Source organism: Streptomyces sp. NPDC020958 (assembly GCF_055562175.1).
Genome location: NZ_JBVHFU010000013.1, coordinates 111,606 through 136,048, shown reverse-complemented (window position 1 = coordinate 136,048; position 24,443 = coordinate 111,606). Strand labels below are relative to the sequence as shown.

Annotated in this window: 23 protein-coding genes; 14 read left to right on the top strand and 9 right to left on the bottom strand. The window is 71.5% G+C overall.

Features of this window, described 5'->3' with window-relative positions:
- Window positions 1–124: 124 nt before the first annotated feature.
- The 4 genes from ACZ3KP_RS30795 (at window position 125) to ACZ3KP_RS30780 (ending at window position 4,205) form a co-directional block, all read left to right on the top strand.
- The gene (locus ACZ3KP_RS30795) at window positions 125–1,252 is read left to right on the top strand and encodes a substrate-binding domain-containing protein (RefSeq protein WP_358970405.1); all 1,128 of its coding nucleotides are present in this window, start codon (window positions 125–127) and stop codon (window positions 1,250–1,252) included.
- A 106-nt stretch (window positions 1,253–1,358) separates the two neighbouring features.
- Window positions 1,359–2,390 carry an ABC transporter permease gene (locus ACZ3KP_RS30790; RefSeq protein ID WP_358970408.1) on the top strand — a complete coding sequence of 344 codons (1,032 nt, stop codon included), beginning with the start codon at window positions 1,359–1,361 and terminating at the stop codon, window positions 2,388–2,390.
- Window positions 2,387–3,169, top strand: a complete 783-nt coding sequence (locus tag ACZ3KP_RS30785) for an ATP-binding cassette domain-containing protein (protein WP_467503365.1) — start codon at window positions 2,387–2,389, stop codon at window positions 3,167–3,169. The genes ACZ3KP_RS30790 and ACZ3KP_RS30785 overlap by 4 nt, the downstream gene beginning before the upstream one ends.
- 16 nt (window positions 3,170–3,185) lie before the next feature.
- Window positions 3,186–4,205, top strand: coding sequence for an aldose epimerase family protein (locus ACZ3KP_RS30780; protein ID WP_467503363.1), 1,020 nt, complete (start codon window positions 3,186–3,188; stop codon window positions 4,203–4,205).
- 25 nt (window positions 4,206–4,230) lie between these two features.
- Here ACZ3KP_RS30780 and ACZ3KP_RS30775 read toward each other — a convergent pair whose 3' ends face one another.
- From ACZ3KP_RS30775 to ACZ3KP_RS30755, 5 genes are all read right to left on the bottom strand, one after another.
- Window positions 4,231–4,848: a Uma2 family endonuclease gene (locus ACZ3KP_RS30775; protein ID WP_467503361.1), complete on the bottom strand. Its 618-nt coding sequence runs from the start codon at window positions 4,846–4,848 to the stop codon at window positions 4,231–4,233.
- Window positions 4,849–4,963: 115 nt separating this feature from the next.
- Window positions 4,964–6,184 (bottom strand): MFS transporter, encoded by a 1,221-nt coding sequence (locus tag ACZ3KP_RS30770; RefSeq protein ID WP_467503359.1) that lies wholly within the window; start codon window positions 6,182–6,184, stop codon window positions 4,964–4,966.
- A gap of 106 nt (window positions 6,185–6,290) precedes the next feature.
- The gene (locus ACZ3KP_RS30765) at window positions 6,291–7,343 is read right to left on the bottom strand and encodes an endonuclease/exonuclease/phosphatase family protein (protein WP_358970422.1); all 1,053 of its coding nucleotides are present in this window, start codon (window positions 7,341–7,343) and stop codon (window positions 6,291–6,293) included.
- 208 nt (window positions 7,344–7,551) lie between these two features.
- The gene (locus ACZ3KP_RS30760; RefSeq protein WP_467503357.1) at window positions 7,552–8,181 is read right to left on the bottom strand and encodes a TetR/AcrR family transcriptional regulator; all 630 of its coding nucleotides are present in this window, start codon (window positions 8,179–8,181) and stop codon (window positions 7,552–7,554) included.
- A gap of 84 nt (window positions 8,182–8,265) precedes the next feature.
- A complete protein-coding gene (locus ACZ3KP_RS30755; protein ID WP_467503355.1) occupies window positions 8,266–9,864 on the bottom strand; it encodes an MFS transporter in 1,599 nt (532 codons plus the stop codon).
- A 238-nt stretch (window positions 9,865–10,102) separates the two neighbouring features.
- Here ACZ3KP_RS30755 and panB point away from each other — a divergent pair, with 238 nt between their 5' ends.
- The 3 genes from panB (at window position 10,103) to ACZ3KP_RS30740 (ending at window position 12,933) form a co-directional block, all read left to right on the top strand.
- Window positions 10,103–10,978, top strand: coding sequence for a 3-methyl-2-oxobutanoate hydroxymethyltransferase (panB, locus tag ACZ3KP_RS30750; protein ID WP_467503353.1), 876 nt, complete (start codon window positions 10,103–10,105; stop codon window positions 10,976–10,978).
- Window positions 10,979–11,119: 141 nt separating this feature from the next.
- A complete protein-coding gene (locus ACZ3KP_RS30745) occupies window positions 11,120–12,127 on the top strand; it encodes an ATP-binding cassette domain-containing protein (protein WP_467503351.1) in 1,008 nt (335 codons plus the stop codon).
- Complete coding sequence (locus tag ACZ3KP_RS30740; protein WP_467503349.1) at window positions 12,124–12,933, top strand: ABC transporter permease; 810 nt, start codon at window positions 12,124–12,126, stop codon at window positions 12,931–12,933. The genes ACZ3KP_RS30745 and ACZ3KP_RS30740 overlap by 4 nt, the downstream gene beginning before the upstream one ends.
- 16 nt (window positions 12,934–12,949) lie before the next feature.
- On the opposite strand, the gene ACZ3KP_RS30735 is transcribed toward ACZ3KP_RS30740, so the two are convergent.
- Complete coding sequence (locus ACZ3KP_RS30735) at window positions 12,950–16,222, bottom strand: BTAD domain-containing putative transcriptional regulator (RefSeq protein ID WP_467503347.1); 3,273 nt, start codon at window positions 16,220–16,222, stop codon at window positions 12,950–12,952.
- A 164-nt stretch (window positions 16,223–16,386) separates the two neighbouring features.
- Here ACZ3KP_RS30735 and ACZ3KP_RS30730 point away from each other — a divergent pair, with 164 nt between their 5' ends.
- Window positions 16,387–17,187 (top strand): site-2 protease family protein, encoded by an 801-nt coding sequence (locus ACZ3KP_RS30730; protein WP_467503346.1) that lies wholly within the window; start codon window positions 16,387–16,389, stop codon window positions 17,185–17,187.
- Between the two features lie 42 nt (window positions 17,188–17,229).
- On the opposite strand, the gene map is transcribed toward ACZ3KP_RS30730, so the two are convergent.
- Window positions 17,230–18,087 carry a type I methionyl aminopeptidase gene (gene map, locus ACZ3KP_RS30725; RefSeq protein ID WP_358970445.1) on the bottom strand — a complete coding sequence of 286 codons (858 nt, stop codon included), beginning with the start codon at window positions 18,085–18,087 and terminating at the stop codon, window positions 17,230–17,232.
- Between the two features lie 58 nt (window positions 18,088–18,145).
- Here map and ACZ3KP_RS30720 point away from each other — a divergent pair, with 58 nt between their 5' ends.
- Window positions 18,146–18,379 carry a hypothetical protein gene (locus ACZ3KP_RS30720; RefSeq protein ID WP_467503345.1) on the top strand — a complete coding sequence of 78 codons (234 nt, stop codon included), beginning with the start codon at window positions 18,146–18,148 and terminating at the stop codon, window positions 18,377–18,379.
- Between the two features lie 2 nt (window positions 18,380–18,381).
- Here the strand turns inward: ACZ3KP_RS30720 and ACZ3KP_RS30715 are convergent, their stop codons facing one another.
- A complete protein-coding gene (locus tag ACZ3KP_RS30715) occupies window positions 18,382–18,975 on the bottom strand; it encodes a hypothetical protein (protein WP_467503343.1) in 594 nt (197 codons plus the stop codon).
- Window positions 18,976–19,055: 80 nt separating this feature from the next.
- Here ACZ3KP_RS30715 and ACZ3KP_RS30710 point away from each other — a divergent pair, with 80 nt between their 5' ends.
- The 3 genes from ACZ3KP_RS30710 (at window position 19,056) to ACZ3KP_RS30700 (ending at window position 21,137) form a co-directional block, all read left to right on the top strand.
- Complete coding sequence (locus ACZ3KP_RS30710) at window positions 19,056–20,177, top strand: sialidase family protein (protein ID WP_467503341.1); 1,122 nt, start codon at window positions 19,056–19,058, stop codon at window positions 20,175–20,177.
- Entirely contained in the window at window positions 20,174–20,881 is a 708-nt protein-coding gene (npdG, locus tag ACZ3KP_RS30705; RefSeq protein ID WP_467503339.1) for an NADPH-dependent F420 reductase, read from the top strand. The genes ACZ3KP_RS30710 and npdG overlap by 4 nt, the downstream gene beginning before the upstream one ends.
- A gap of 73 nt (window positions 20,882–20,954) precedes the next feature.
- The gene (locus ACZ3KP_RS30700; protein ID WP_467503337.1) at window positions 20,955–21,137 is read left to right on the top strand and encodes a hypothetical protein; all 183 of its coding nucleotides are present in this window, start codon (window positions 20,955–20,957) and stop codon (window positions 21,135–21,137) included.
- On the opposite strand, the gene ACZ3KP_RS30695 is transcribed toward ACZ3KP_RS30700, so the two are convergent.
- The gene (locus tag ACZ3KP_RS30695) at window positions 21,095–21,799 is read right to left on the bottom strand and encodes a PhzF family phenazine biosynthesis protein (protein WP_467503336.1); all 705 of its coding nucleotides are present in this window, start codon (window positions 21,797–21,799) and stop codon (window positions 21,095–21,097) included. The two genes, ACZ3KP_RS30700 and ACZ3KP_RS30695, sit on opposite strands and share 43 nt — an antisense overlap.
- 191 nt (window positions 21,800–21,990) lie before the next feature.
- Between ACZ3KP_RS30695 and efeO the strand changes: the two genes are divergently transcribed.
- Both efeO and efeB read left to right on the top strand, forming a co-directional pair.
- Window positions 21,991–23,127: an iron uptake system protein EfeO gene (efeO, locus tag ACZ3KP_RS30690; protein ID WP_467503334.1), complete on the top strand. Its 1,137-nt coding sequence runs from the start codon at window positions 21,991–21,993 to the stop codon at window positions 23,125–23,127.
- 10 nt (window positions 23,128–23,137) lie between these two features.
- Window positions 23,138–24,442 (top strand): iron uptake transporter deferrochelatase/peroxidase subunit, encoded by a 1,305-nt coding sequence (efeB, locus tag ACZ3KP_RS30685; protein ID WP_467503332.1) that lies wholly within the window; start codon window positions 23,138–23,140, stop codon window positions 24,440–24,442.
- The last annotated feature ends 1 nt before the right edge of the window (window position 24,443 follow it).

Below are 24,443 nucleotides of genomic sequence, written 5' to 3'. Positions count from 1 at the left end.
ACCTACTCGTTGCGGACGCATGTCTATCAGCGTCTTGACGCGCTCGTCCATAGAGGCCCAGTATCTCGCCCAGTCAACGTTGTCTCAGCGTCGGCCAAGGGACGGATCCGAAAGGGATCGAGCCATGAACTTCTCCACCAGTCACCTGTCTAGCCGCTCCGGCCGGCGCACCCGGGCGATGGCGATCGGCGTCACGGTCTGCCTCGGCGCGACGCTCGCGGCCTGCGGTTCCTCGAACGGGAGCGCCTCCTCGTCCGCCTCGGGGGGCGGTGGCAAGGTGGGTGTGTCGCTGATCCTGAAGACCCTCACCAACCCGTACTTCGTCAGCATGGAGAAGGACGCCAAGGCCCAGGCCGCCAAGGACAACGTGGGTCTCACGGTGGCGGCGGGCACCAGCGACGGCGACACCCAGACCCAGATCACCGCCATCGACAACGCGATAGCCCGGGGCGACAAGGGCATCCTCATCACCACCAACGGCGACGCGGTGAACGCGGCCCTGGGGCGGGCCAAGCAGGCCGGCCTGTTCGTGATCGCCCTGGACACCGCGCCGAACCCGGCCAGCACCGCGGACATCACCTACGCCACCGACAACGAGCAGGCGGGCAAGCTCATCGGGCAGTACGCGGCGGCGGCCCTCGGCGGCAAGCCGGCCGTCATCGCCATGCTCGACCTGTTCAACAACCAGGTCGTCTCCGTCGACATCAACCGCGACCACGGCTTCCTCGAAGGCATGGGCATCGACCCGGGCAGCAAGACCGAGAACGGCAAGGAAGCCAAGTCCGGCAAGTACACCGGCGGCAAGGGCGGCACGTACAAGGTCGTCTGTCACCAGCCCACCCAGGGCGCCATCGACGGCGGCCGCACCGCGATGGAGAACTGCCTGTCGGCCAACCCGGACATCAACGTCGTCTACGCCATCAACGAGCCCGCGGGTGAGGGCGCGTACAACGCGCTGAAGGCGGCCGGCAAGGAGAAGCAGGCCGCGATCTACGCGATCGACGGCAGCTGCTCCGGCCTGAAGAACGTGACCAGCGGGGAGTTCGCCGCCGACGCGGTGCAGTACCCGGGCAAGATGGCGGCCCTCGGTGTCACCTCGATCGCCAAGCTGGCCCGCGGCGGCAGCAAGCCCAGCGTGACCGACGGCAAGTCCTTCTACGACACCGGTACCGCCCTGGTCGCCGCCAAGTCCCTGAACGGCCTGACCGTGCAGTCCCCGTCGCAGGCCGCCTCCGCCTGCTGGGGCAGCTGACACCCGCCGGGTGCGGCGCCGGGAACCGTGACAAAGGCACCGGCGCCGCACCCGTACTCCACGAGCCCATGAGCCCGTACCAGGGAAAACACCGGAAGGACCCCCTGTGACCACCCACGTGGACCAAGCCACACCGGCACCGGCGGAGGAGTTCCTCAACAGGCCCGCCACCCTCAGCCAGCGCATCCACTCGGTGCTGCACCGCCAGCCGGCCCTCAGCCCGGCCATCGTCCTGGTGCTCGCCGCGATCGTGTTCTCCCTGGTGAACGAGCGCTTCTACGCGTTGCAGAACCTCTCGCTGGTCGCCCAGCAGGTGGCCGTCATCGGTTCGCTCGCCGTCGGCCAGACGGTCATCATCCTCACCGCGGGCATCGACCTGTCGATCGGCGCGGTGATGGTGCTGTCCTCCCTGCTGATGTCGAAGCTCGTCGCGGACAACCACTGGCCCGGCGTGTTCGCCCTGCTGGCCGGGGCGGTCGTCGCGATCGCCGCCCAGGCCGTCAACGGCCTGCTGGTGACCAAGATCAAGCTGCCGCCGTTCATCGTCACCCTCGGCACCCTCAGCGTCTTCACCGCCATCACCCTCATCTACGCCAAGGGCCAGACCGTCGCCCTGCAGCCGGGCAACATCCTGCTGTGGAGCGGCCAGACCGTCTCGCTCGGACAGCTGAACCTCACGTACGGCGTGCTCCTCATGATCGCCCTGTACGCGGTGATCGGATACGCCCTGCGCTACACCGCCTGGGGCCGTCACCTCTACGCCGTCGGCGACGACGTCGAGGCCGCCCGGCTGGCCGGCATCTCCGTCAACCGGGTCCTGCTCAGCGCCTACATGGTGGGCGGTTTCGCCATCGCCGTGGGCGCCTGGATCCTGGTCGGCCGGGTCGGCGGCGGTGACCCGAACAGCGGTCTCAACGCCAACCTGCAGTCCATCACCGCCGTGGTGATCGGCGGCACCAGCCTGTTCGGCGGCCGCGGGGTGGTCTTCGGCTCGCTGATCGGCGCGCTCATCGTCCAGGTCTTCGTCAACGGCCTCGCGCTGGCCGGCATCGACCCCAACTACCAAGTCCTCGCAGTCGGCATCCTGGTGATCGCGGCTGTCTCCGTCGACCAGTGGATCCGGAGTGTGAAGTCGTGACGACCGCCACCGCCCCCGTTCTCGAGGCCAAGGGCCTGGTCAAGCTCTTCGGCAGGGTCGTCGGCCTGAACAGCGTCGACCTCACCCTCCACCCCGGCGAGGTCCTCGCCGTCATCGGCGACAACGGCGCCGGCAAGTCCACCCTGATCAAGTGCCTGTCCGGAGCCCTCGTCCCCGACCAGGGAAGCATCCTGGTCGACGGGAAGGAGGTCCACTTCAAACGCCCCCAGGACGCCCGCGACGCCGGCATCGAGACCGTCTACCAGACCCTCGCCGTCGCCCCCGCCCTGGACATCGCCAGCAACCTCTTCCTCGCCCGCGAGATCCGCCGCAAGGGCGTCCTCGGCTCGGTGTTCCGCATGCTCGACACCGGCGAGATGAAGAAGCAGGCCGCCGACCACATCAAACGGCTCGGCATCGGCACCCTCCAGAACATCAACCAGGCCGTGGAGACCCTCTCCGGCGGCCAGCGCCAGTCCGTGGCCGTCGCCCGCACCGCCGCCTTCGGCGGCCGGGTGGTGATCCTCGACGAGCCCACCGCCGCGCTCGGCGTCCGCGAGACCGGGCAGGTCCTCAAGCTCGTCCGCGACCTGCGCGACCAGGGTCTCGGCGTCATCCTCATCAGCCACAACATGCCCAACGTCTTCGAGGTCGCCGACCGCATCCACATCCAGCGCCTCGGCGCCTGCGCCGGCGTCATCACCCCGAAGTCGCACTCCATGGAGGACGCGGTGGCCATCATGACGGGCGCGAAGAAGCTCGCCCCCGAAGCGAGCTGAAAGGGACGGCACGGGAATGACCGCCGAGTACCGGATCACCGAGAGCCGCCTCGGCGGCGAACCCACCCTCGTCGTCACCGCACCGGACGACCGCGCACGCGCCGTCCTCGCCCTGCGCGGCGCGACACTGCTGAGCTGGCAGGTCCGCAGCGAAGTCACCGGCGGGCTGAAGGAGTTGACCGACGGCTACCGCGACGAGAAGGAACTCCTGGCGCAGGACGGCGTCCGCGCCGGCCTGCTGGCCCCCTTCCCCAACCGCGTGGCCGACGCCCGCTACCGCTACGCCGGCCACGACCACGACCTGCTCCCGGGCCACCACGGCGACCGGCTGATCTACCACGGCTTCGTCCGCGAGTCGGCCTTCGAACTCACCCACGCCGACACGACACCGGACCTGGCCCGCCTGCTGCTGCGCACCACGGCCATCCGGCCGGGCGCGTACTGCGGCTACCCCTTCGCGATCGACCTCACGGTCGAGTACACGCTCACCGCCGACGAGTTGAGCGTCGACGTCCGTGCGACGAACGTGGGCGACACCACCGCCCCCTACGCGACGGGCTGGCACCCGTACTTCACCCTGTCCCGCCCCGTCGACGACCTGACCCTGCGCATCCCCGCGCAGACCCTGATCCGCACCGACGCCTCCCTCATCCCGCTGCCCGGCGAGGACGCCCGCGTCCCCCTGGACGACCGTCCCGACATGGACTTCCGGACGCCGAGACGACTGGGCGGCGCGGTCATCGACGCCTGCTACGCGGACCTCACCCCCGGCCCCGGCGGCCGGATCGAGACGGTACTGGCCGATCCCGCGACCGGCGAGGAACTGCACGTCTGGCAGCACAGCGGCTACCTGCACGTCTTCACCGGCGACACCCTGGCCCGCGACCGCCGCGCCGCCATCGCCCTCGAACCCGTCGAGGCGATGACCGACGCCTTCAACCGCCCGGACCAGACCGCCGCCCTCGCCCTCGCACCGGGCGCAAGCCGCACCTTCGCCTTCGGTGTCACGTACGCGGGCGCGGCGGACGCGTCCTGATCCGACGCGAGCCGACGCGAGCCGATCAGTCGGTCTTCCTCTGGGCGGCCTTGAGGATCTGGTCGACGTCGAGGGCGACCTTGGCGCCGATCGAGTCGGGCAGCATGGCGGTCTCGCCGGGCGAGTACGGCCTGTGGTGCTCGTACTTCTCCCCACTGGGCTCGGTGAGCACGTGGACGCGCTGGTGCTTGCGGTCGACGATGACGTAGACCGGGACCTTGGCCTGGGCGTAGGCGACGGCCTTGGTCTTCAGGTCGTCCTTCCAGTTGCCGGAGGTGACCTCCAGGACGAGACGGAAGCAGACCGGGTCGTACGCGTTGTTCTCGACCAGGTGGTCGTCGATGTCGGCGTCCACGATCGCGAGGTCGGGGATGGCGTAGTCCTCGGCTCCGGTGGGCAGCCGGAGGCCGACGTTCTGGAGGACCTCTGTTTCCTCTCCGTGCAGACCTGCGTCGATGAAGAGGCACATGACGTCGGTCAGGACACACGCGTGACGGGCGTCCCTGAGCGGAGACACCAGGAGGTGGCCTCCGATGATCTCGACGCGGTAGCCCGGATGGCGCTCCGTGATCTCGTCGGCGATCGCCGCGAGCGAGAACGACTCGTCTTCGGAGGGCTGCTCGACGACTGCTGCGGCGGACATGGCACTCCCCAGGGGTCGGTGTCGGGAGAATCTTGGGGGGCAGGTCGGACCGTCGGTGCGCCCTTCGGAACGCTTCACCCGAAAGAGATCACCGCCCCGGCCGGGACACCGGCCGTCAGGAGGAGGAACGCACCAGGTCGGCAGGGACGTGGGAGGCGATCACGCGTTCGCGGCCCGGCGCCGGCACCGCCCTGCGCCGGTCCACCGCGTACGCCACGCTCGCCACGCCCAGGCCGAGGACCGCGAGGGCAGCGCCCGCCAGCGCCGGGGACGTCACGCCGAAGCCCGCCGCCAGCGCGATGCCGCCGATCCAGGCGCCGCCCGCATTGGCGAGGTTGAAGGCGGCCTGGTTGGCGGAGGAGGCGAGGGAGGGGCCCGCGGCCGCGCGTTCCATCACCATCAGCTGGAGCGGGGAGCCGGTGGCGAAGGCCGCGACGCCGAGCAGGACGACGGCGACCGCCGCGCTCCACTCCGCCCGCATCAGGACCGGGAAGAGGAGCAGCACCGCGACCATCGACGCCAGGCCGCCGAAGAGGGTCCCGCGCATCGCGTGGTCGGCGAGGCGGCCGCCCATCAGGTTGCCGATCGTGGCGCCGACGCCGAACAGGGCGAGCAGGAGGGTCACACTGCCCTGGGTGTACCCGGCGGACGCCGTCAGCATCGGCGTGATGTAGCTGTACGCCGAGAACAGGGCGCCGAAGCCGACGACCGTCGTGGCGAGGGCCAGCCAGACGGGCAGGGAGCGCAGGGCGGTGAGTTCGCCGCGCAGGCCGGTGGCGGGGGCGGGCGTGTGCGCGGGGCGGATCAGGAGGAACACCGCCGCCATCGCCGCCACGCCGATCAGGCTCACGCCCAGGAAGGTCGCCCGCCAGCCGAGGTGCTGGCCCATGAGGGTGGCGACGGGGACGCCCGCGATGTTGGCGACGGTCAGGCCCATGAACATCAGGGAGACCGAGCGGGCCTTGCGTTCCGGCGCCACCAGGTTGGTGGCGACGACCGCGCCCACGCCGAAGAACGCGCCGTGCGGGAGGCCGCTGAGGAAGCGGGCCGCGAGCAGGGAGTCGTAGCCGGGGGCCAGGGCCGAGAGCGCGTTGCCCGCGACGAACAGGGCCATCAGGGAGACGAGGACCGTGCGGCGGGGCAGGCGCGCGGTGAGCGCGGCCAGCAGCGGGGCGCCGATGACGACGCCCAGCGCGTACGCCGAGACCAGGTGGCCGGCGGTGGGGAGGGAGAGGTGCAGGTCGCCGGCGACGTCGGGCAGCAGGCCCATCATCACGAATTCGGTGGTGCCGAGACCGAAGGCGCCGACGGCCAGGGCGAGCAGGGCCAGGGGCATGAAGAACGTCGCCTTTCAGGGGGAGCAGGGTTCCGTATGTACTGAGTACCACTAAGTTCAGTTACGGAACAAAGTCGCCCGGGCCCGGTATTTCCGCCGAGGGAGCTCAGGAACCCGATGTGGTCAGGTTCACGCGTGCGGCGATCGGCAGGTGGTCGCTGCCCGTCCGCGGCAGGGTCCACGAGCTCACCGGCTCCACCCCCTTGACCATGATCTGGTCGATCCTGGCCATCGGGAACGCGGCCGGCCAGCTGAACCCGAAGCCGCTGCCCGCAGCGCCCTGGGTGGAGCGCATCTGGGAGGTGACGCCGTTGAGGGAACGGTCGTTCATCGTGCCGTTGAGGTCGCCGAGGAGGATCACCCGCGGCAGGCTCTCGTCGACGATGGCCTCGCCCAGCGCGTCCGCGCTCTTGTCACGCTGCCGGGCGGTGAACCCGGCGTTCATCTTCACGCGGACGGACGGGAGATGGGCGACGTAGACGGCGACCGGACCCTCGGGTGTGGCGACCGTGGCGCGCATCGCCCGTACCCAGCCCAGTTTGATGTCGACGGCCTTCACCCCGGTGAGCCGGTACTTGCTCCACAGGCCGACCGTGCCCTCGACCGCGTGGTACTTGTACGTCGGGGCGAGCGCCTTCTCGTACGTCGGTACGGCCGACGCGGTCAGCTCCTCCAGGGCGAGCACCCCGGCGCCCGAGGAGGCCAGTCGAGCGGCCGTACCGGTGGGGTCGGGGTTGTCGGCGTTGACGTTGTGGGTGGCCACCGTGAAGTCGCCGCCGGTGCCCGACTTGTCGGTGAGCAGCCCGCCGAACAGGTTGAGCCAGACGATCGCCGGGAGCACCACGGCGATCAGCGCGGTCGCCGACTTCCGTACCAGGCCGAGCAGTACCAGCACCGGGATCAGCAGGCCCAGCCAGGGCAGGAAGGTCTCGGTGAGACTGCCCAGGTTGCCGACGGCGTTCGGGATGCGGGAGTGCATCAGCATCACTCCGGCCAGCAGCAGCGCGACGGCGGCGAGGACGAGACCCCGGCGCCAGATCCGCGGGTCGTCGCGCCAGCCGGACAGCAAGCGGTTCACCAGGCGCCGGAACCGGTCTCTGCCGCGCTCGGGTCCCGAGCCGCCGTGGTCCGCTTCCGTCATGTACGCCTGCTGCGCCATACCGCCTGCCTCACAACCTGCCGTGCACACCGTCGTCCCCCGCGTACGACCCTAGGGGATGATCGGCCTCGTTCCCGCCGTCACATGACGGCCGTACACATGACGGCCGCATGACGGCCGTACGGGAGACGAGGACGAACGGGGCGCAGGGCGGGGTTCCGGTCCCCACGGGGCCGCCGGGCACTGTGACAGAACGCGCACACTCCCGCTACGACTCCGGGGAACTGACGGGCCGTAGGCCGGCCAGCACCTGGTCGACGATCTGTTCGGCGAGGCCCTCGGGGAGTTCCGCGTCCTGACGCCAGACGGCCCTGAGCAGCATGGGGCCGGTGAACAGGTCGTTGGCCAGGTCGATGTCGATGTCGGCGCGGAGTTCGCCGTTGCGCTGGCCGCGGCGCAGCACCCGCTTGCCGAGTTCACGGCGGGGTTTCACCACACTGGAGTGATAGGCGTCCCAGAGCCGGGGGCTGCTCTTCATCTGGGCGTACACGTTGTGCAGGATCGCCGACGAACGGTTGCGCAGGCCGCGTCGGCGCACCGATTCGAGGAGGACCACGAGGTCGTCGCGCATGGAGGTGCCGGGGAGTTCGGGGTCGGGGGGCTCGGCGGCCCGCATCACGTCGACGAAGAGCTCCTCCTTGCCGTTCCAGCGGCGGTAGATGGTGGCCTTGCCGACGCCCGCGGTGCGCGCGATCCGCTCGATGGACAGCTCGGCGAGCGGAACGCCGTCCTCCAGGAGCTTCATCACGCCCTCCAGGATGGCGCTCTCCACCGCTTCGCTGCGGGGGCGTCCCCTGGCCGGGCCCGCGGACCGGGGACCGCTGTCGGCAAGTGTCACGTCGTACCGTCCTCTCACTGGCTGCGGGAATTCTCCCGCAGCCGAAGCCTCACCCGTGGTTCCCCCTCTGTCGTGTCCGGTCGTTCACTCCCCCGCGACGACCAACTCCTGCTCCCGGTCGCCCTGCTGACCGGCCGGCGGCCTGCCCGGCAGGTACAGGGCCGTGACCAGGGCACCGATGAGTGCGACACCCGCGCCGCACAGGGCGGTGAGGTGCATGGCGTGCAGGAAGGCGTCGTTGGCCGGGGTGACCAGGGCCCTGCCCTGCGCCCCGAGCTTCTGGGCGACGCCCAGGGTGGCCTCGATGGACTCGCCGGCGGTCGCGCGCAGCCCGGGCGGGAGCGCGTCGAGCTTGCCCTCGATGCCGTTGCGGTACGACGTCGAGAGCACCGAGCCGAGGACGGCGATGCCGAGGGCGCCGCCGACCTGGCGGAAGGTGTTGCTGAGCGCGGAGGCGGAACCGGCCTTCTCGCGGGGCAGCGCCTGCATGATGACGACCGAGGTCGGCGTCATGACGTGCGCCATGCCGAGGCCCATCAGGAAGAAGACGACTTCGAGGAGCCAGATGGGGGTGTCGGCCTGGAAGGTGGCGAACGCGGCCAGGGTGCCGGCGAGCAGCACCAGACCGCCGCCGGTCGTGACCTTGTTGCCCAGGCGCTCGACGACCAGCCGGGCCCGCGGCGCGAAGATCATCTGTGCGGCGGCCAGCGGCAGCATCAGCAGACCGGACTGCAACGGCGAGTAGCCGCGCACGCTCTGGGTGTAGAAGACGGAGAAGAAGGTGACGCCCATCAGCGCGAAGAACACCAGCGCGATGGCGGCCATGGCGGCCGAGAAGACCTTGTTCTTGAAGTAGGTGACGTCCAGGGACGGGTGGTCGCTGCGCTTCTCGAAGAGCACGAAGGCGGTGAGCACCACGAGTCCGGCGGCGATGGTGGCGAGCACCTTGGCGTCGGTGAAGTCGGCGAGCTCGCCGCCCTTGATGATGCCGTAGACGAGCAGGACCAGGCCGACGACGGACAGCAGCACGCCGACCGGGTCGATCCTGCCGGGCCGCGGGTCGCGGGAGTCGGGCACCAGCCACACCATCAGGACGAGCGCGATGATCACGATGGGCACGTTGACGAGGAAGACCGAGCCCCACCAGAAGTGGTCGAGCAGCAGACCGCCGGTGATCGGGCCGATGGCGATGGCGAGGCCGACGCCGCCGGCCCAGATGCCGATGGCCTTGGGCTGTTCCTGGCGCTCGAAGACGTTCATCAGGACGGCGAGGGTGGCGGGCATCACGAAGGCGGCACCGAGGGCCATCAGCGCGCGGAAGGCGATCAGCTCGCCCGGTGAGCCGGACTCGGCGGCCAGCGCGGATCCGATGCCGAACACGACGATGCCGGCGATCAGCACCTTCTTGCGGCCGAGCCGGTCGCCGACGAGACCGGCGCTGAACAGGAGTCCGGCGAAGACCAGGGTGTAGGCGTTGATCGCCCACTCCAGCTGGCTCTGGGTGGCGCCGAGGCCGGTCGGGGCCGGGGTGGAGATGGTCTTGACGGCGACGTTGAGGATCGAGTTGTCGAGCACCACGATCAGCAGGCTGAGCATCAGGACGCCGAGGATGGCCCAGCGGCGGCGGTGCACGGCCTCGGGTATCCGGGGGCCGGGTGGAGCGTGGTCGGCAGGAGTTGTCATGCCGTCGAGCCTAGGCCCATTTCAATACGGCACCGTCTCGTATCTTAATTCCTTTACCCAGGCCTTACCCAACGCGCGGCCCGGACAGACGACCCGGACACGCGGCGGCGCCGGTGGATCACGGTGCTCGATGGATCACACGGGGGTCCCCTGGCCGCGGACGGCACGAGGTGCCACCATGGAAGCGGTCCGGGGACACCGTCAGGGTGCCTCGAGATGACTTGAAGGAGCCGTTGTCATGACGCAGCTTCCGGCTGCCCAGACTGTGCAGCACAACTCCTCCGACGGCAGCAGGACGCTGTACGGGGGTAAGGGCACCCGCCGCATCACGGTCCGCGACATCGCCCTCGCCAAGGAACGCGGCGAGAAGTGGCCGATGCTCACCGCGTACGACGCGATGACCGCCTCCGTCTTCGACGAGGCCGGGATCCCGGTCCTCCTGGTCGGTGACTCGGCGGGCAACTGCCACCTCGGGTACGAGTCGACGGTGCCCGTCACGCTCGACCAGATGACGATGCTGTCGGCGGCGGTCGTGCGCGGCACGCAGCGCGCCCTGATCGTCGGCGACCTCCCCTTCGGCTCCTACCAGGAGGGCCCGGTGCAGGCGCTGCGCTCGGCGACCCGGCTCGTGAAGGAGGCGGGCGTCGGCGCGGTCAAGCTGGAGGGCGGCGAGCGCTCGCACGACCAGATCCGGCTGCTCGTCGAGTCCGGCATCCCGGTGATGGCGCACATCGGCCTGACCCCGCAGTCCGTGAACGCGATGGGCTACCGGGTGCAGGGCCGCGGCGAGGAGGCGGCCCAGCAGCTGCTGCGGGACGCCAAGTCGGTGCAGGACGCGGGCGCCTTCGCGGTCGTCCTCGAACTGGTCCCGGCGGAGCTGGCGGCCGAGGTGACCCGGGTGCTGCACATCCCGACGGTCGGCATCGGCGCGGGTCCCGAGACCGACGCGCAGGTCCTGGTGTGGACGGACATGCTGGGCCTGACCCCGGGCCGGATGCCGAAGTTCGTGAAGAAGTACGCGGACCTGCGCACGGTCATGGGCGACGCGGCGCGCGCCTACGCCGAGGACGTGGTCGGCGGAACGTTCCCCCTGGAGGAGCACTCCGTCCACTAGAGAGCCACTGCGGAAACACCGAGGACAGCCCGCCGATCTTCCCCCGTCGGCGGGCTGTCCTGTGGGGTGTGTCGGCGGGGTGTCGGGTCGTGTCGGTGGGCTGTCGGTGGTTTGTCGGTGGCGCCTGGCACGGTTCTTCCCATGACGCGAATCGACGACACCGCCGTGTCCGTCCGGGGGCTGGTGAAGCACTACGGCGACACCAAGGCACTCGACGGAGTTGATCTGGACGTCCGCGAGGGCACCGTGATGGGTGTGCTCGGGCCGAACGGGGCCGGCAAGACGACCCTCGTACGCATCCTGTCCACGCTGTTGCGGCCCGACGCCGGGGAGGCGGTCGTCGCCGGGTACGACGTGCTGCGCCAGCCCCGCCGGCTGCGCCGGGTGATCGGGCTGACCGGTCAGTACGCCTCGGTGGACGAGAAGCTGCCGGGCTGGGAGAACCTGTACCTGATCGGACGGCTGCTGGACCTGTCCCGCAAGGACGCGCGGGCCCGGGCCGACGAACTGCTGGAGCGGTTCTCGCTGACCGAGGCCGCGCGCCGGCCCGCCGCCACCTACTCCGGCGGTATGCGGCGCCGCCTCGACCTCGCCGCCTCGATGATCGGCCACCCCCAGGTGCTCTTCCTGGACGAGCCCACCACCGGTCTCGACCCGCGCACCCGCAACGAGGTGTGGGCCGAGGTCAAGGCCATGGTCGGCGACGGCGTGACCGTGCTGCTGACCACCCAGTACATGGAGGAGGCCGAGCAGCTCGCCTCCGAACTGACCGTCGTGGACCGCGGGAAGGTCATCGCGAACGGCCGGGTGGAGGAGCTGAAGGCGAAGGTCGGCGGCCGGACGCTGCGGGTGCGGCCCGTCGACCCGCTGCAGGTGCGGCCGCTCGCCGAGATGATCGACGAGCTGGGCATCACCGGGCTCGCCTCGACGACCGTGGACACGGAGAACGGCACCCTGCTGGTGCCGATCCTCAGCGACGAGCAGCTGACCGCGGTGGTCGGCGCCGTCACCGCGCGCGGTATCACCATCAGCTCCATCGCCACCGAACTGCCCAGCCTGGACGAGGTGTTCCTGTCCCTCACCGGCCACCGGGCGAGTGCCCCGCAGGACCCCGAGCCCACCGACGACCGTCAGGAGGTCGCCGTATGAGCGCCACCACCGTCCCCACCGACGACGCCCCGATCCCGCTGCGCGCCCATCTGCGCCACACCGGAGCGCTGGTCCGCCGCAACCTGCTGTGGATCCGGCAGGACCCGGAGTCGATGTTCGACGCGCTGCTGATGCCGGTCGTCTTCACGCTGCTGTTCGTGTACGTCTTCGGCGGCTCGATCGGGCAGGCCCTCGGCGGCGGCCAGGAGGGTTACGTCCAGTACGTCATCCCGGGCATGATCGCGATGATGAGCATGACGCTCTCGCAGGGCGTCGGCACCGGGTTCAGCCAGGACTTCAACTCCGGTGTGATGGACCGGTTCCGGTCGCTGCCGATCGGGCGCGGCTCGGTGCTGTTCGCGAAGATCTCGGTGGAACTGGTGCGGATGCTGTTCGCGACCGCCGTGCTGATGATCGTCTCCGTGCTCGTCGGGTTCCACATCCACCACTGGGCCGGGCTGCTGGCCGCCGTGGGGCTGTCCGCGGTGTTCGCCTCCTCGATCATGTGGGTGTTCCTCACCCTGGGCGTGATCCTGAAGAACGCCCAGTCCGTGCAGGCCATGGGGTTCCTGGTGCTGTTCCCGCTCCAGTTCGGTTCGTCGATCTTCGCGCCGACGAACTCGATGCCGGGCTGGTTGCAGTCCTTCACCGACTACAACCCGCTGTCCACGCTCGCCGACGCCGCGCGGGGCCTGATGGTCGGCGGACCGGTGGCGCACGACCTGTGGGTGACGCTGGCCTGGTCGGCCGGGATCACCGCGGTGGCGGCGCCGTACGCGATCCACAGGTTCCGCACGAAGAGCTGAGGTCCGCCGGAGGGCCTCAGACCAGGGCGGTGGCCTCCGCGAGGGAGAGGCCACCGCCCTCGGCGTACGCCGACGCGTAGACCCGCTCGTCGCCGACCGCGGCCCGGACCCTGGCCTCCGTCCGCTCGCGCGTCGTGCGTTCGCTGCCGGTCGGCACGTGTCCGGGCGGCAGCAGGGCTTCGGCGGCACCCAGGCAGCGGGCCGCGTCCGCGGCGCGGGCACCGCCGTCGAGCCCGGCCAGGGCGAGCGCGGCGGCGGTCAGGCAGACGGACCGCAGATGCGGGGCGATGGCCTCGGTCAGCGGATCCGCGATGTGCCGGAACGCCTGCCGGAGCCGGCTCAGGGACTCGGCGTGGAAGCCCTCCAGGGCGTCCACCCAGCCCTCCTGGGTGAGGATCAGGGCGTCGAAGACGACGAAGTGCGCGATCTTGAACTCCTCGCGCAGCAGCCGGAGTTGCTCGCGGGCTTCGGTGAGCCGGCCGTCCAGCATGAGCCAGCCGGACAGGAAGAGCCGCGCGGCGGGCCTCGCCTCGTTGGTCGGGCCGTCGGCACGCTCGAGGACCTCGCGCAGCAGCCGCTCGCCGCCCTCGGCGTCGCCGGCCTCCAGCAGCACGGTGCCGAGGCGGGCCTGGAGCACGTTGACCTGGGCGTGGGCGCCGAGCCGGGTGGCGTGCTCGACGGCGGCCCGGTAGTCGGCGGCGGCCGCCTGGAACTCCCCCTTGCGCTCCAGTGACTCGGCGCGCGCGGAGAGGGCCTCGGCGGTGCCCCAGTCGTCCCCGAGACGGCGGAAGATCTCCAGCGACTCGTCGGCGTCGCGGGTGGCGCCACCGGCCCAGGCGGCGCGGTTGGCCAGCACGTTGGCCCGCATCTGGAGGGCGGCGGCCAGCTCCCACTCGTAGTCGGGTGTGCGGCGGCAGACGTCGACACCGTCGTCCACGATGGTGCGCAGCCGGTCCATGCCGCCGGTCAGCATCACGGCGTAGAACCAGAACATGCCGGGGGCGCGGGAGGTCTGCGGCAGACCGGGACGGTAGACCTGGGTGACGGCGCGCAGTTTGGCCTGCGCGGCCGGGGTCTGCCAGACGTCCAGCTCGGTGTCCATGCAGGCCATGTGCGCCACGTGGACGCCGCGCCGGGCCTCGGTGAGCACCTCGCCGGTGTACGGCGGCGGGGCGGCGGTCAGACGCTGCCAGACCGGTTCTGCGGGGGTGACCGGTTCGGCGAAGGGATCCGGGCCGAGGGCCATGATCTCGCCGCACCAGGTGCGGGTCTCGATCCGCTGGTCGCGCATCTGCCAGTACCAGATCAGGGAGTGCGCGAGGCACAGCGCCTCCTGCTCGTCGCGGGCGGCGACGGCGTGCCGCAGGGCGGTGCGCAGGTTCTCGTACTCCAGCCCGAACCGGGCCAGCGCGCCGCGCTGGCCGGAGCCGCGCAACAACGGGTCGGTGGTGCGGGCGAGTTCGCGGTAGTACGTCAGGTGGGCGCGTTCGGCGGCGGCCCGTTCGCCGCTCTCGTCGAGGCGTTCGCCCGCGTACTCGGCGACGGTCTCCAGGAGCCGGTAGCGCATCCCGCCGTCCACCGTCGAAGGGGCCGCCACCACCAGGGACTTGTCGACGAGGGAGCCGAGCGCGTCGAGGGCGGCGGGTCCGCAGACGGCCTCGGCGGCGGTCAGGTCGCAGCCGCCCGCGAAGACCGAGAGCCGGCCGAGGACGTCCCGTTCACCGGCGTCGAGCAGGTCCCAGGACCAGTCCACGACCGCGCGCAGGGTCTGCTGGCGGGGCAGCACGGTACGACTGCCGGAGGTGAGCAGGCGGAAGCGGTCGTCCAGCCGGTCGGCGATCTGGCGCGGGGTGAGCATCCGGAGCCGGGCGGCGGCCAGTTCGATGGCGAGGGGCAGTCCGTCCAGGCGGCGGCAGATCTCGGCGCAGGCCGCCGCGGTCCCCGCGTCGGCGTCCACCGTGAACCCCGGGCGGGCCGCGGCGCCCCGGTCGGCGAACAGCCGCAGCGCCACCGGATCGGGCAGCGGTTCCACCGGGCGCAGCAACTCCCCCGGCACGCCGAGCGGTTCGCGGCTGGTGGCCAGCACGGTCAGGTCCGGGCAGCGCTCCAGGAGGCGGGCCGCGAGGTCGGCGGCCGCGTCGACGACGTGCTCGCAGTTGTCGAGGATGATCAGCAGCCGGCGCCGGGCGCAGTGCTCGACGAGCCGCTCGACCGGGTCGTCGTGCCGGTCGGCGGCGGCCCGCATGCCCTCGGCGCCCGCGCCGTACAGCACGGTCTCGCGGGCGCCGAGCGCGCTGAGCACCGCCTCGGGTACGGCGGCGGGATCGTCGACCGGGGCCAGCTCGGCGAGCCAGACCCCGTCCGGGGCGGCGGACCGCACGGTCTCGGCGGCCTCCTGCGACAGCCGGGTCTTGCCGGCCCCGCCGGGCCCGAGCAGGGTGACCAGCCGGGCGACGCGGAGGTCGCGGCGGATGGTCTCGATGTCGGCCTCGCGTCCGACGAAGGAGGTGAGCCGGGCCCGCAGGTTGCCCGGGCGCGGCGCCGGTGCCGTCGGCGCCGGTATCGGGTCCAGCAACTCGGCGTGCAGGGCGCGCAGTTCGGGTCCCGGGTCGGTGCCGAGGCGGTCGGCGAGCAGGTGCCGTACGCCGTCGTAGGCGGCCAGCGCCTCGGCGGTGCGGCCGGTGGCGGCCAGCGCGCGCAGGCGCAGGGCCTGGAGCGGTTCGTCGAGCGGGTGGGCGTCGCACAGGGCGGTCAGCTCGGGCAGGGACTGCTCGGCCTGCCCGAGGGCGAGGGCGGCGGTGTGCCGGGCGCGCAGCGCGTCCAGGCGGCGGACGTCGGCACGGGCCGCCTCGGCGGTGCGGTCGGGCAGGTCGGCGAGGGCCGGGCCGTACCAGAGGGCGAGGGCGTCGTCGAGGGCGGTCGCCGCCTTGGCCGGGTCGCCGTCGGCGAGGGCGCGCAGGCCCTCGCCGGTGAGCCGCTCGAAACGGTGCAGGTCGACGTCGTCGGGGGCGGCGGCGAGGCGGTAGCCGCCGCCGTCGGACACGATCGCGTCCGCGCCGAGGACCCGTCGCAGCCGGCCGACCAGCGCCTGGAGCGCACCGTTCGCGTCGGCGGGCGGGTCGTCGCACCAGACCTCGTCGACGAGCAGCCCGGCGGGCACCGGGCGGCCGGCCCGCAGCGCCAGCACGGCCAGCAGGGCACGCAGCCGCGCCCCGCCCACGGGGACGGCCGTACCGTCGGGGCGGAGTACCTGGGTGGTGCCGAGGATCCGATAGCGCACGGGGTTCATTGTCCCCGGGGACGCCCCCGCGGCGCCCGTGGGTTTCGGATGCGTACCGGCGAGCCGGAACCCGCGGCCCTGCGCATGACGTTCTTCCCACGTCACCTGTACGGTCGACCCCGCACGCTACCGCCACCGCCACGTCCACCGACGCGACCCGGGAGTCCCCCGCCATGACCGCCACCACCACCCGCCCCAGCGACCGGCGGATCAGTCCCGTGTTCGTCGGGATCATGGCCGTCACCGCGGTGACCGGGTGGGCCACCTGGTCCGGTTTCGCCGAGCAGCCCGGCGTCGCCGTGTTCCTCTTCGTGACGGCGGCGTGGATCGTCTCCCTCTGCCTGCACGAGTACGCGCACGCCCGTACCGCCCTGCACAGCGGCGACATCACGGTGGGCGCGAAGGGCTATCTGACCCTGAACCCGCTCAAGTACACGCACGCGCTGCTGAGCATCGTGCTGCCGGTGGTGTTCGTGATCATGGGCGGGATCGGTCTGCCCGGCGGTGCGGTCTTCATCGAGCGCGGCCGGATCCACGGCCGCTGGCGGCACAGCCTCGTCTCGGCGGCCGGCCCGCTGACGAACGTGCTGTTCGCCGCCGTCTGCACCGCCCCCTTCTGGCTGGACGCCCTGGACGGCGTGCCGCCCGACTTCCGGTACGCCCTCGCCTTCCTCGCCCTGCTCCAGGTCACCGCCGCGATCCTGAACTTCCTGCCGGTGCCCGGCCTGGACGGCTACGGCGTGATCGAGCCCTGGCTGTCGTACGGCGTGAAGCGGCAGGTGGAGCCCTTCGCGCCGTTCGGCCTGCTGTTCGTGTTCGCGCTGCTGTGGGTGCCGTCGATCAACAGCGCGTTCTTCGACGTGATCGACGCGCTGCTGCGCCACCTGGGCGTCGACGGCTTCTCGCAGTACTGCGGCCAGGAGCTGTACCGGTTCTGGCAGGGCACGAACGAGTACTGCTCCGCCACCGGCTGACCGGCACCCCGCCCCGGTGCGGGGCGGGGTGCCGGAGGGGCGCTACGGCAGGGTGAGGATGTCCGCGCCGGTGTCGGTCACCACCAGCGTGTGCTCGAACTGCGCGGTGCGCCTGCGGTCCTTGGTGACGACGGTCCAGCCGTCCTCCCACATGTCGTACTCGTGCGTCCCGAGCGTCAGCATCGGCTCGATGGTGAAGGTCATCCCGGGCTGCATCACGGTCGTCGCGTGCGGGCTGTCGTAGTGCGGGATGATCAGCCCGGAGTGGAACGACGAGCTGATGCCGTGCCCGGTGAAGTCGCGGACCACCCCGTAGCCGAAGCGCTTGGCGTACGACTCGATGACCCGGCCGATGATGTTGATCTGGCGGCCCGGCCGGACCGCCTTGATCGCCCGGTTCAGGGACTCCCGGGTGCGCTCGACCAGCAGCCGGCTCTCCTCGTCGACGTCCCCGACCAGGTAGGTCGCGTTGTTGTCGCCGTGCACCCCGCCGATGTACGCCGTCACGTCCAGGTTGACGATGTCGCCGTCCTGGAGCACGGTCGAGTCCGGGATGCCGTGGCAGATCACCTCGTTGACGCTGGTGCACAGCGACTTGGGGAAGCCCCGGTAGCCGAGTGTGGAGGGGTAGGCCCCGTGGTCGCACATGTACTCGTGCGCGACCTTGTCCAGTTCGTCGGTGGTCACCCCCGGAGCGATGATCTTCGCGGCCTCCTCCATCGCCTGCGCGGCGATACGACCGGCGATCCGCATCGCCTCGATGGTCTCCGGGGTCTGTACCTCGGACCCGGTGTACGGGGTCGGCGCGGGTTTGCCGACGTACTCGGGTCGGCGGATGTTTCCGGGTACCGAACGGGTGGGAGAGAGCTCCCCTGGTACGAGCAGCGACTGGCCAGACATGTCAGCGAGTCTAACCAGCGGACATGCGGGAACATGTGGATGGCGAAAGGAGCCGGTCATGGCCTTGTTCAAGAAACGGACCGTCGCTAAGGCGGGCGAGTGGTACTACTGCCTGGAGCACAAGAAGGTCGAGGAGGGACCGGACTGCCCCGCGAAGGACCGGTTCGGCCCCTACGCCACCAGGGCCGAGGCGGAGCACGCCATGGAGACCGCCCGCGAACGCAACCTCCAGTGGGAGAACGACCCGCGGTGGCACGACGCGCCGGCCGGTGACTCCTCGGACGAGGCCTGACATCAGGGAGCCGGCGGCGGGGCCAGCAGCGTTTCCGCCAGCCTCGCCAGGCGGTCCCGGAAGCGGCGCCCCCGTGGGGACGGCACGTTCTCGCCGGTCGCCGCGCTGACCAGGTGCTGGACCGTGTCGAGGTCCAGTTCCGCGCCCTCGGGGACGACGAGGGCCTCGTGCGCCATCGCGGTCAGCGCGTCGCCGACGGTGGTGGACAGGGTCAGGACCGTGACGCCGGCGCGGCGGGCCGTGTGGACCCGTTCCAGCAGGGCCTGGCTCTCCCCCCGCGTCACCAGCAGCAGCGTCTCGCCGCGGCGGGCGGCCTCGATGCGGCCGGGCCCGACCGCGAGGTGCGCGGGGTCGGTGGGGCGCGCGTCGTGCCGTACCAGGGTCGGCGCCAGTTCCGGCGTACCGGACCAGGCCGCCTCGTCCACCAGGTGTGCCGCGAGATGCCACGGCTCGTGACCGGGGGTGCCGGTCAGCAGCAGGCCGCCGCCGTGGGCCACCACCGAGCCGCGCAGCACCCCCGCGAATCTCCGCGTGGCCTGCAACCACTCGGTCCCGGCGAGCACTTCGCGCAGCAACGCGACCCGTACGGCGTCCATGTCCCCGCATACTGCCGCAATCGGTCACTCGTGACGCGGTGTTCACCCCGAGTTCGCCCGACCCGGGGAGGAGGCGCCCCATGAGCGACGCAGCGGCAAGCATCCCCTTTCACGCGGGCACCGAGGGTTACACCAGTTTCCGGATCCCCGCGGTGGTGGTGTCCCGGGCGGGTACGGTGCTCGCCTTCTGCGAGGGGAGAGCGGACTCCGCCGCCGACCACGGGCACATCGACATCGTGCTGAAGAGGTCGGGCGACGGCGGCCGTACCTGGGGAGCGCTCCAGGTCGCCGCGCGCAACGGGAGCGATCTGGCCGGCAACCCGGCCCCAGTCGTCCTGGACACCGGCCGGATCCTGCTGGTGCACGTCCGCAGCGCCGCCTCCGCCACCGAGGACGCCGTCCTGCGCGGGCAGGTGTCCGACGCGGACGGGCGGCGGGTGTGGGTGCAGCACAGCGACGACGACGGGGTGACGTGGTCCGACCCGGTCGAGATCACCGGGTCCGTGAAGAAGCCGGGGTGGCGGTGGTACGCGACCACCCCCGGACACGCCGTCCAACTGCGCTCGGGACGGGTCGTCGTACCCGCCAACCACACCGTCCCGCCCACGGGCGGCGACGACGGGACCGAGGCGAAGTACAACAGCGGGCACTGCCTGCTCAGCGACGACCGCGGTGCGACGTGGTACCTCGGCTACGTCGACGAGAACACCGACGGCTACATCAACGTGAACGAGACCACCGCCGCCGAACTCCCCGACGGGCGCGTCTACTTCAACACCCGCAACGACTCGCCGGCGCCCGGGAACCGCGCCGACGCGCACTCGGAGGACGGCGGGCGGACCCTGGTCCGGCCGTTCCGGCCGCAGGCCGGACTCACCGCCCCCGTCTGCGAGGCCAGTGTGCTCCAACTCCGCGACCCGGACCTGCTGCTGTACTCCGGGCCCGCCGATCCGGCCGCCCGCGCCCTGATGACGATCCGCGCCTCCGCCGACGGCGGCACCACCTGGCGGTCCGCGTACACCGTGGACGGGCTGCCCGCGGCCTACTCCGATCTGGCCCGCGTCGACCCGGACGCCGTCGGACTGCTCTACGAGACCGGTGACTTCAGCGCGTACACGACGATCACGTTCCGCCGGGTGCCGGTGAACCGGCTCACCTGGCCGGGTACGGCCGCCCGCACGGACGTAGAGTCGGCCCCATGACCTCTACCGACAGTGCACAGCAGCCGGCCCCCGCCAAGGACCCCTGGGACCTGCCCGACGTCTCCGGCCTGGTCGTGGGTGTGCTCGGCGGCACCGGGCCGCAGGGCAAGGGCCTCGCCTACCGGCTGGCCCGGGCCGGCCAGAAGGTGATCATCGGTTCCCGGGCCGCGGAGCGCGCGCGGGCCGCCGCCGAGGAGCTCGGGCACGGCGTCGAGGGCGCCGACAACGCCGAGTGCGCGCGCCGCAGCGACATCGTGATCGTCGCCGTGCCGTGGGACGGGCACGGCAAGACGCTGGAGTCGCTGCGCGGGGAACTGGCCGGGAAGCTGGTCGTGGACTGCGTCAACCCGCTCGGCTTCGACAAGAAGGGCGCGTACGCGCTCAAGCCGGAGGAGGGCAGCGCGGCCGAGCAGGCGGCGGCGCTGCTGCCCGACTCGCGGGTCACGGCGGCCTTCCACCACCTGTCGGCCGTGCTGCTCCAGGACCCGGAGATCGAGGAGATCGACACCGATGTGATGGTGCTGGGCGAGGCGCGCGCCGACGTGGAGACCGTGCAGGCGCTGGCCGGGCGGATCGCCGGGATGCGGGGCGTCTTCGCGGGGCGGCTGCGCAACGCCCACCAGGTGGAGTCGCTGGTCGCGAACCTGATCTCGGTCAACCGCCGCTACAAGGCACACGCCGGGCTCCGCGTCACGGACGTGTGAGCGGATGGGGGACACTGGTGGACGCCAGCAGTGTCCCCGCGCCCGATCCCGCGCCCGTCAGGAAAGCGACCCCATGCCCCGCCTCGCCCTTTACGCCCTGGCCGTCTGCGCCCTCGCCGTCGTCGCCGCCGTCGTCTCCTTCGTCCAGGGCAGCTGGCCGGTCGGCGTGGTCTGGGTGCTGCTGACGGGTGTGTCGTCCAACATGGCCTGGTACTACGCGCGGCGCGGCCGGGGCGGGAAGCCGACCGCCGGCTGAGCCCCCGGCTGCTTCTCCGGGCCCTCCAGGAGGACCCGCCCGCCGATCTCGACCCAGCCGTACGGCTGCGGTGCCGTGAGGATCTGCGAGCCCTTGCCCTGGGTGATGTTCAGGGCGCGGCCCAGCCGGTCGGTGAGCAGCAGTGCCGCGGCCCCGGTCGCCTCGTCCTCCTGGATCCCGTCGTCGCGGCCGGGGAAGCCGCGGGCGCGGACCCGGCCGGCCGACTCGTCCTCCCAGGCCCAGGCGTAGACCCACTCCCCCGGCGGCGGCACCGGCAGCGCGTCCACCTCGGCGGCCGTGGCGTACTGGCGCAGGGTGCGCGGCGGGACCCACTCCGGGAGCGCCTCGATCCAGCTGAACTCCCCGTCCAGCCGGGCACCGACCACCCCGGCGGGGGTGACCAGTTCGGGTACGTCCAGCAGCCAGGCCGTGCCGACGCACGGGTGCCCGGCGAAGGGCAGGCGCAGGGTGGGGGTGTAGATGTCGACGACCCCGCGCTCCGGGTCGTCCACGAACACGGTCTCGCTGAACCCGAGTTTCCCGGCCAGCGCCTGCCGCTCCTCGCGCTCGGGCAGTGCCGAGCCGTCGCGGACGACGCCGAGTTCGTTGCCGTATCCGCCGTTCGCCGCGCAGAAGACACGCAGCACGTCGTAGTCAGTCACTCCGGAATTGAAGCATCCGGAGTCGCTTGACCTCCCCTTTACCATTGCTTGACGTCTCTTTGGGGCCGCCGAGATCAAGCCGTGCCTGTGATTTTCCTGTGTCTGGCGAATCACACCCCGCATGGGTATGAGTGAGGTAAGCCTCAGGTAAGTTAGGGCAGCCTCACCACACCGTCTCGCCGGGAGCCTGCATGCGTGCCGTCCGACTCACCGTCACCGCCGCCGCCACCGCGGCGGCTCTGACCGCCCTTGCGGCCTGCACGGCGAAGAGCGACGCCAAGGGCAGTGACGCGATCCGGGTGACCGCCGCCGACTCCACCTGCGAGACCTCGGCGACGTCGGTGCCCGCCGGCCACGTCGCCCTCGCCATCGAGAACAAGGGCTCCAAGGCCACCGAGGTCGAGATCCTCTTCCCCGACGACCGGATCGTCTCCGAGAAGGAGAACATCGGGCCGGGAACCAAGTACACGCTGACCGCCGAGGTGAAGGCCGGGTCGTACGAGATAGCCTGCCGGCCCGGGATGAAGGGGCACGGCATCCGGCAGAAGCTCACCGTCACCGGCTCCGGCACGGTCGCCGAGCGCGACCCGGCGCTCGACAAGGCCGTCGCCGACTACCGCGCGTACGCCCAGGAGCAGGCCGACGCCACCGTGCCGCTCGCGCGGACCTTCGCCGACGCCGTCAAGGCCGGGGACCTGGAGGCCGCCCGGAAGGCGTACTCCCCCTCGCGGCTCGGCTGGGAGCGCACCGAGCCGATCGCCGAGTCCTTCGGTGACATCGACCCGAAGACCGACACCCGCGCCGACGGCCTGGAAGAGGGCCAGAAGTGGACCGGCTGGCACCGGCTCGAGAAGTCCCTGTGGGCCGACAAGAAGAGCGGCGCCACCGAGGCGGCGCTCGCCGACCAGCTCGTCGCCGACCTGACGGACTGGCAGAAGCGGGTCGGCAAGGCCGAGATCACCCCGACCTCCATGGCCAACGGCGCCAAGGAGCTCCTCGACGAGGTCGCCACCGGCAAGGTCACCGGCGAGGAGGACCGCTACTCCCACACCGACCTGGTCGACTTCAAGGCCAACGTCGAGGGCGCCCAGAAGGCGTACGAGCTGCTCAAGCCGGTCGCCGCGAAGAACGACCGGGCGCTGACCGCCGAACTCGACCGGCAGTTCGCCGCCCTGGACACGCTGCTCGACAGGTACCGGTCCGACAGGACGTCCTACGACTTCGTCTCCTACGACAAGGTCACCAAGGACCAGCGCAAGGAGCTGTCCGACGCGGTCAACGCCCTCGCCGAGCCGCTGTCCAAGCTCGCCGCGGCCGTCGTCAAGTAAGGGGCCGGACATGACGACCGAGAAGACGAACCCCTCACGACGGGCGCTCATCGGCTGGGGCGGTGCCGGGCTCGCGCTCGGCGCGGCGGTGGCCGGGGGCGCGGTGACGATGGCCGAGGCCGGCCAGGACACGGCCCCGGCGGGCGCCGCCGGGAGCGGGGGCGCGGTGCGGTTCCACGGCGCCCACCAGGCCGGCATCGCCACGCCCGTCCAGGACCGGCTGCACTTCGCCGCGTTCGACGTGAAGACCGACGACCGGGACGCGTTCGTCCAGCTGCTGAAGGACTGGACCGCGGCGGCCCGCCGGATGACCGCCGGGAAGGCGGTCGGCGAGGGGGCGTACGGCGGGCTCGCCGAGGCGCCGCCGGACGACACCGGTGAGGCGCTCGGGCTCCAGCCGTCCCGGCTGACGCTGACGATCGGCTTCGGCCCTTCCCTGTTCGAGAAGTTCGGGCTCGCCGGGCAGCGCCCGGCCGCCCTCGTCGACCTGCCGAAGTTCCCCGGGGACAACCTCGACAGGGCCCGGACCGGTGGCGACCTGTGCATCCAGGCCTGCGCCGACGATCCGCAGGTCGCCGTGCACGCCATCCGCAACCTCGCCCGGATCGGCTTCGGCAAGGTCGCCGTCCGCTGGTCCCAACTCGGCTTCGGGAAGACGTCGTCGACCACCCCGGACGCGCAGACCCCGCGCAACCTCATGGGGTTCAAGGACGGCACCCGCAACATCGCGGGCACCGAGACCGACCGGCTGGACAAGTTCGTCTGGGCGGCGGAGGGGGACGGCCCGGCCTGGATGACCGGCGGGTCGTACCTGGTCGCCCGGCGCATCCGCATGAACATCGAGACCTGGGACCGCGCTTCGCTCCAGGAGCAGGAGGACGTGTTCGGGCGGGACAAGGGCGAAGGCGCGCCGGTCGGCAAGGCCAAGGAGCACGACGAGCCGTTCCTGAAGGCGATGAAGCCCGACGCCCACGTGCGCCTCGCGCACCCCGACTCCAACGGCGGGATCACCATCCTGCGCCGGGGCTACTCGTTCACCGACGGCACCGACGGGCTCGGGCGGCTGGACGCCGGGCTGTTCTTCCTCGCCTACATGCGTGACGTGCGCAAGGGGTTCATCCCGCTGCAGCGCAAGCTGTCCGCCTCCGACGCGCTCAACGAGTACATCCAGCACGTGGGTTCGGCGGTCTTCGCGGTTCCGCCCGGCGTCCGGGACGAGCACGACTGGTGGGGCCGGACGCTGTTCGCCGGGTCTTCCGGGGTTTCCGGGTCCGCCAGGTCTTCCGTGTCTTCCGATTCCGCCAAGGGGGCGTGAT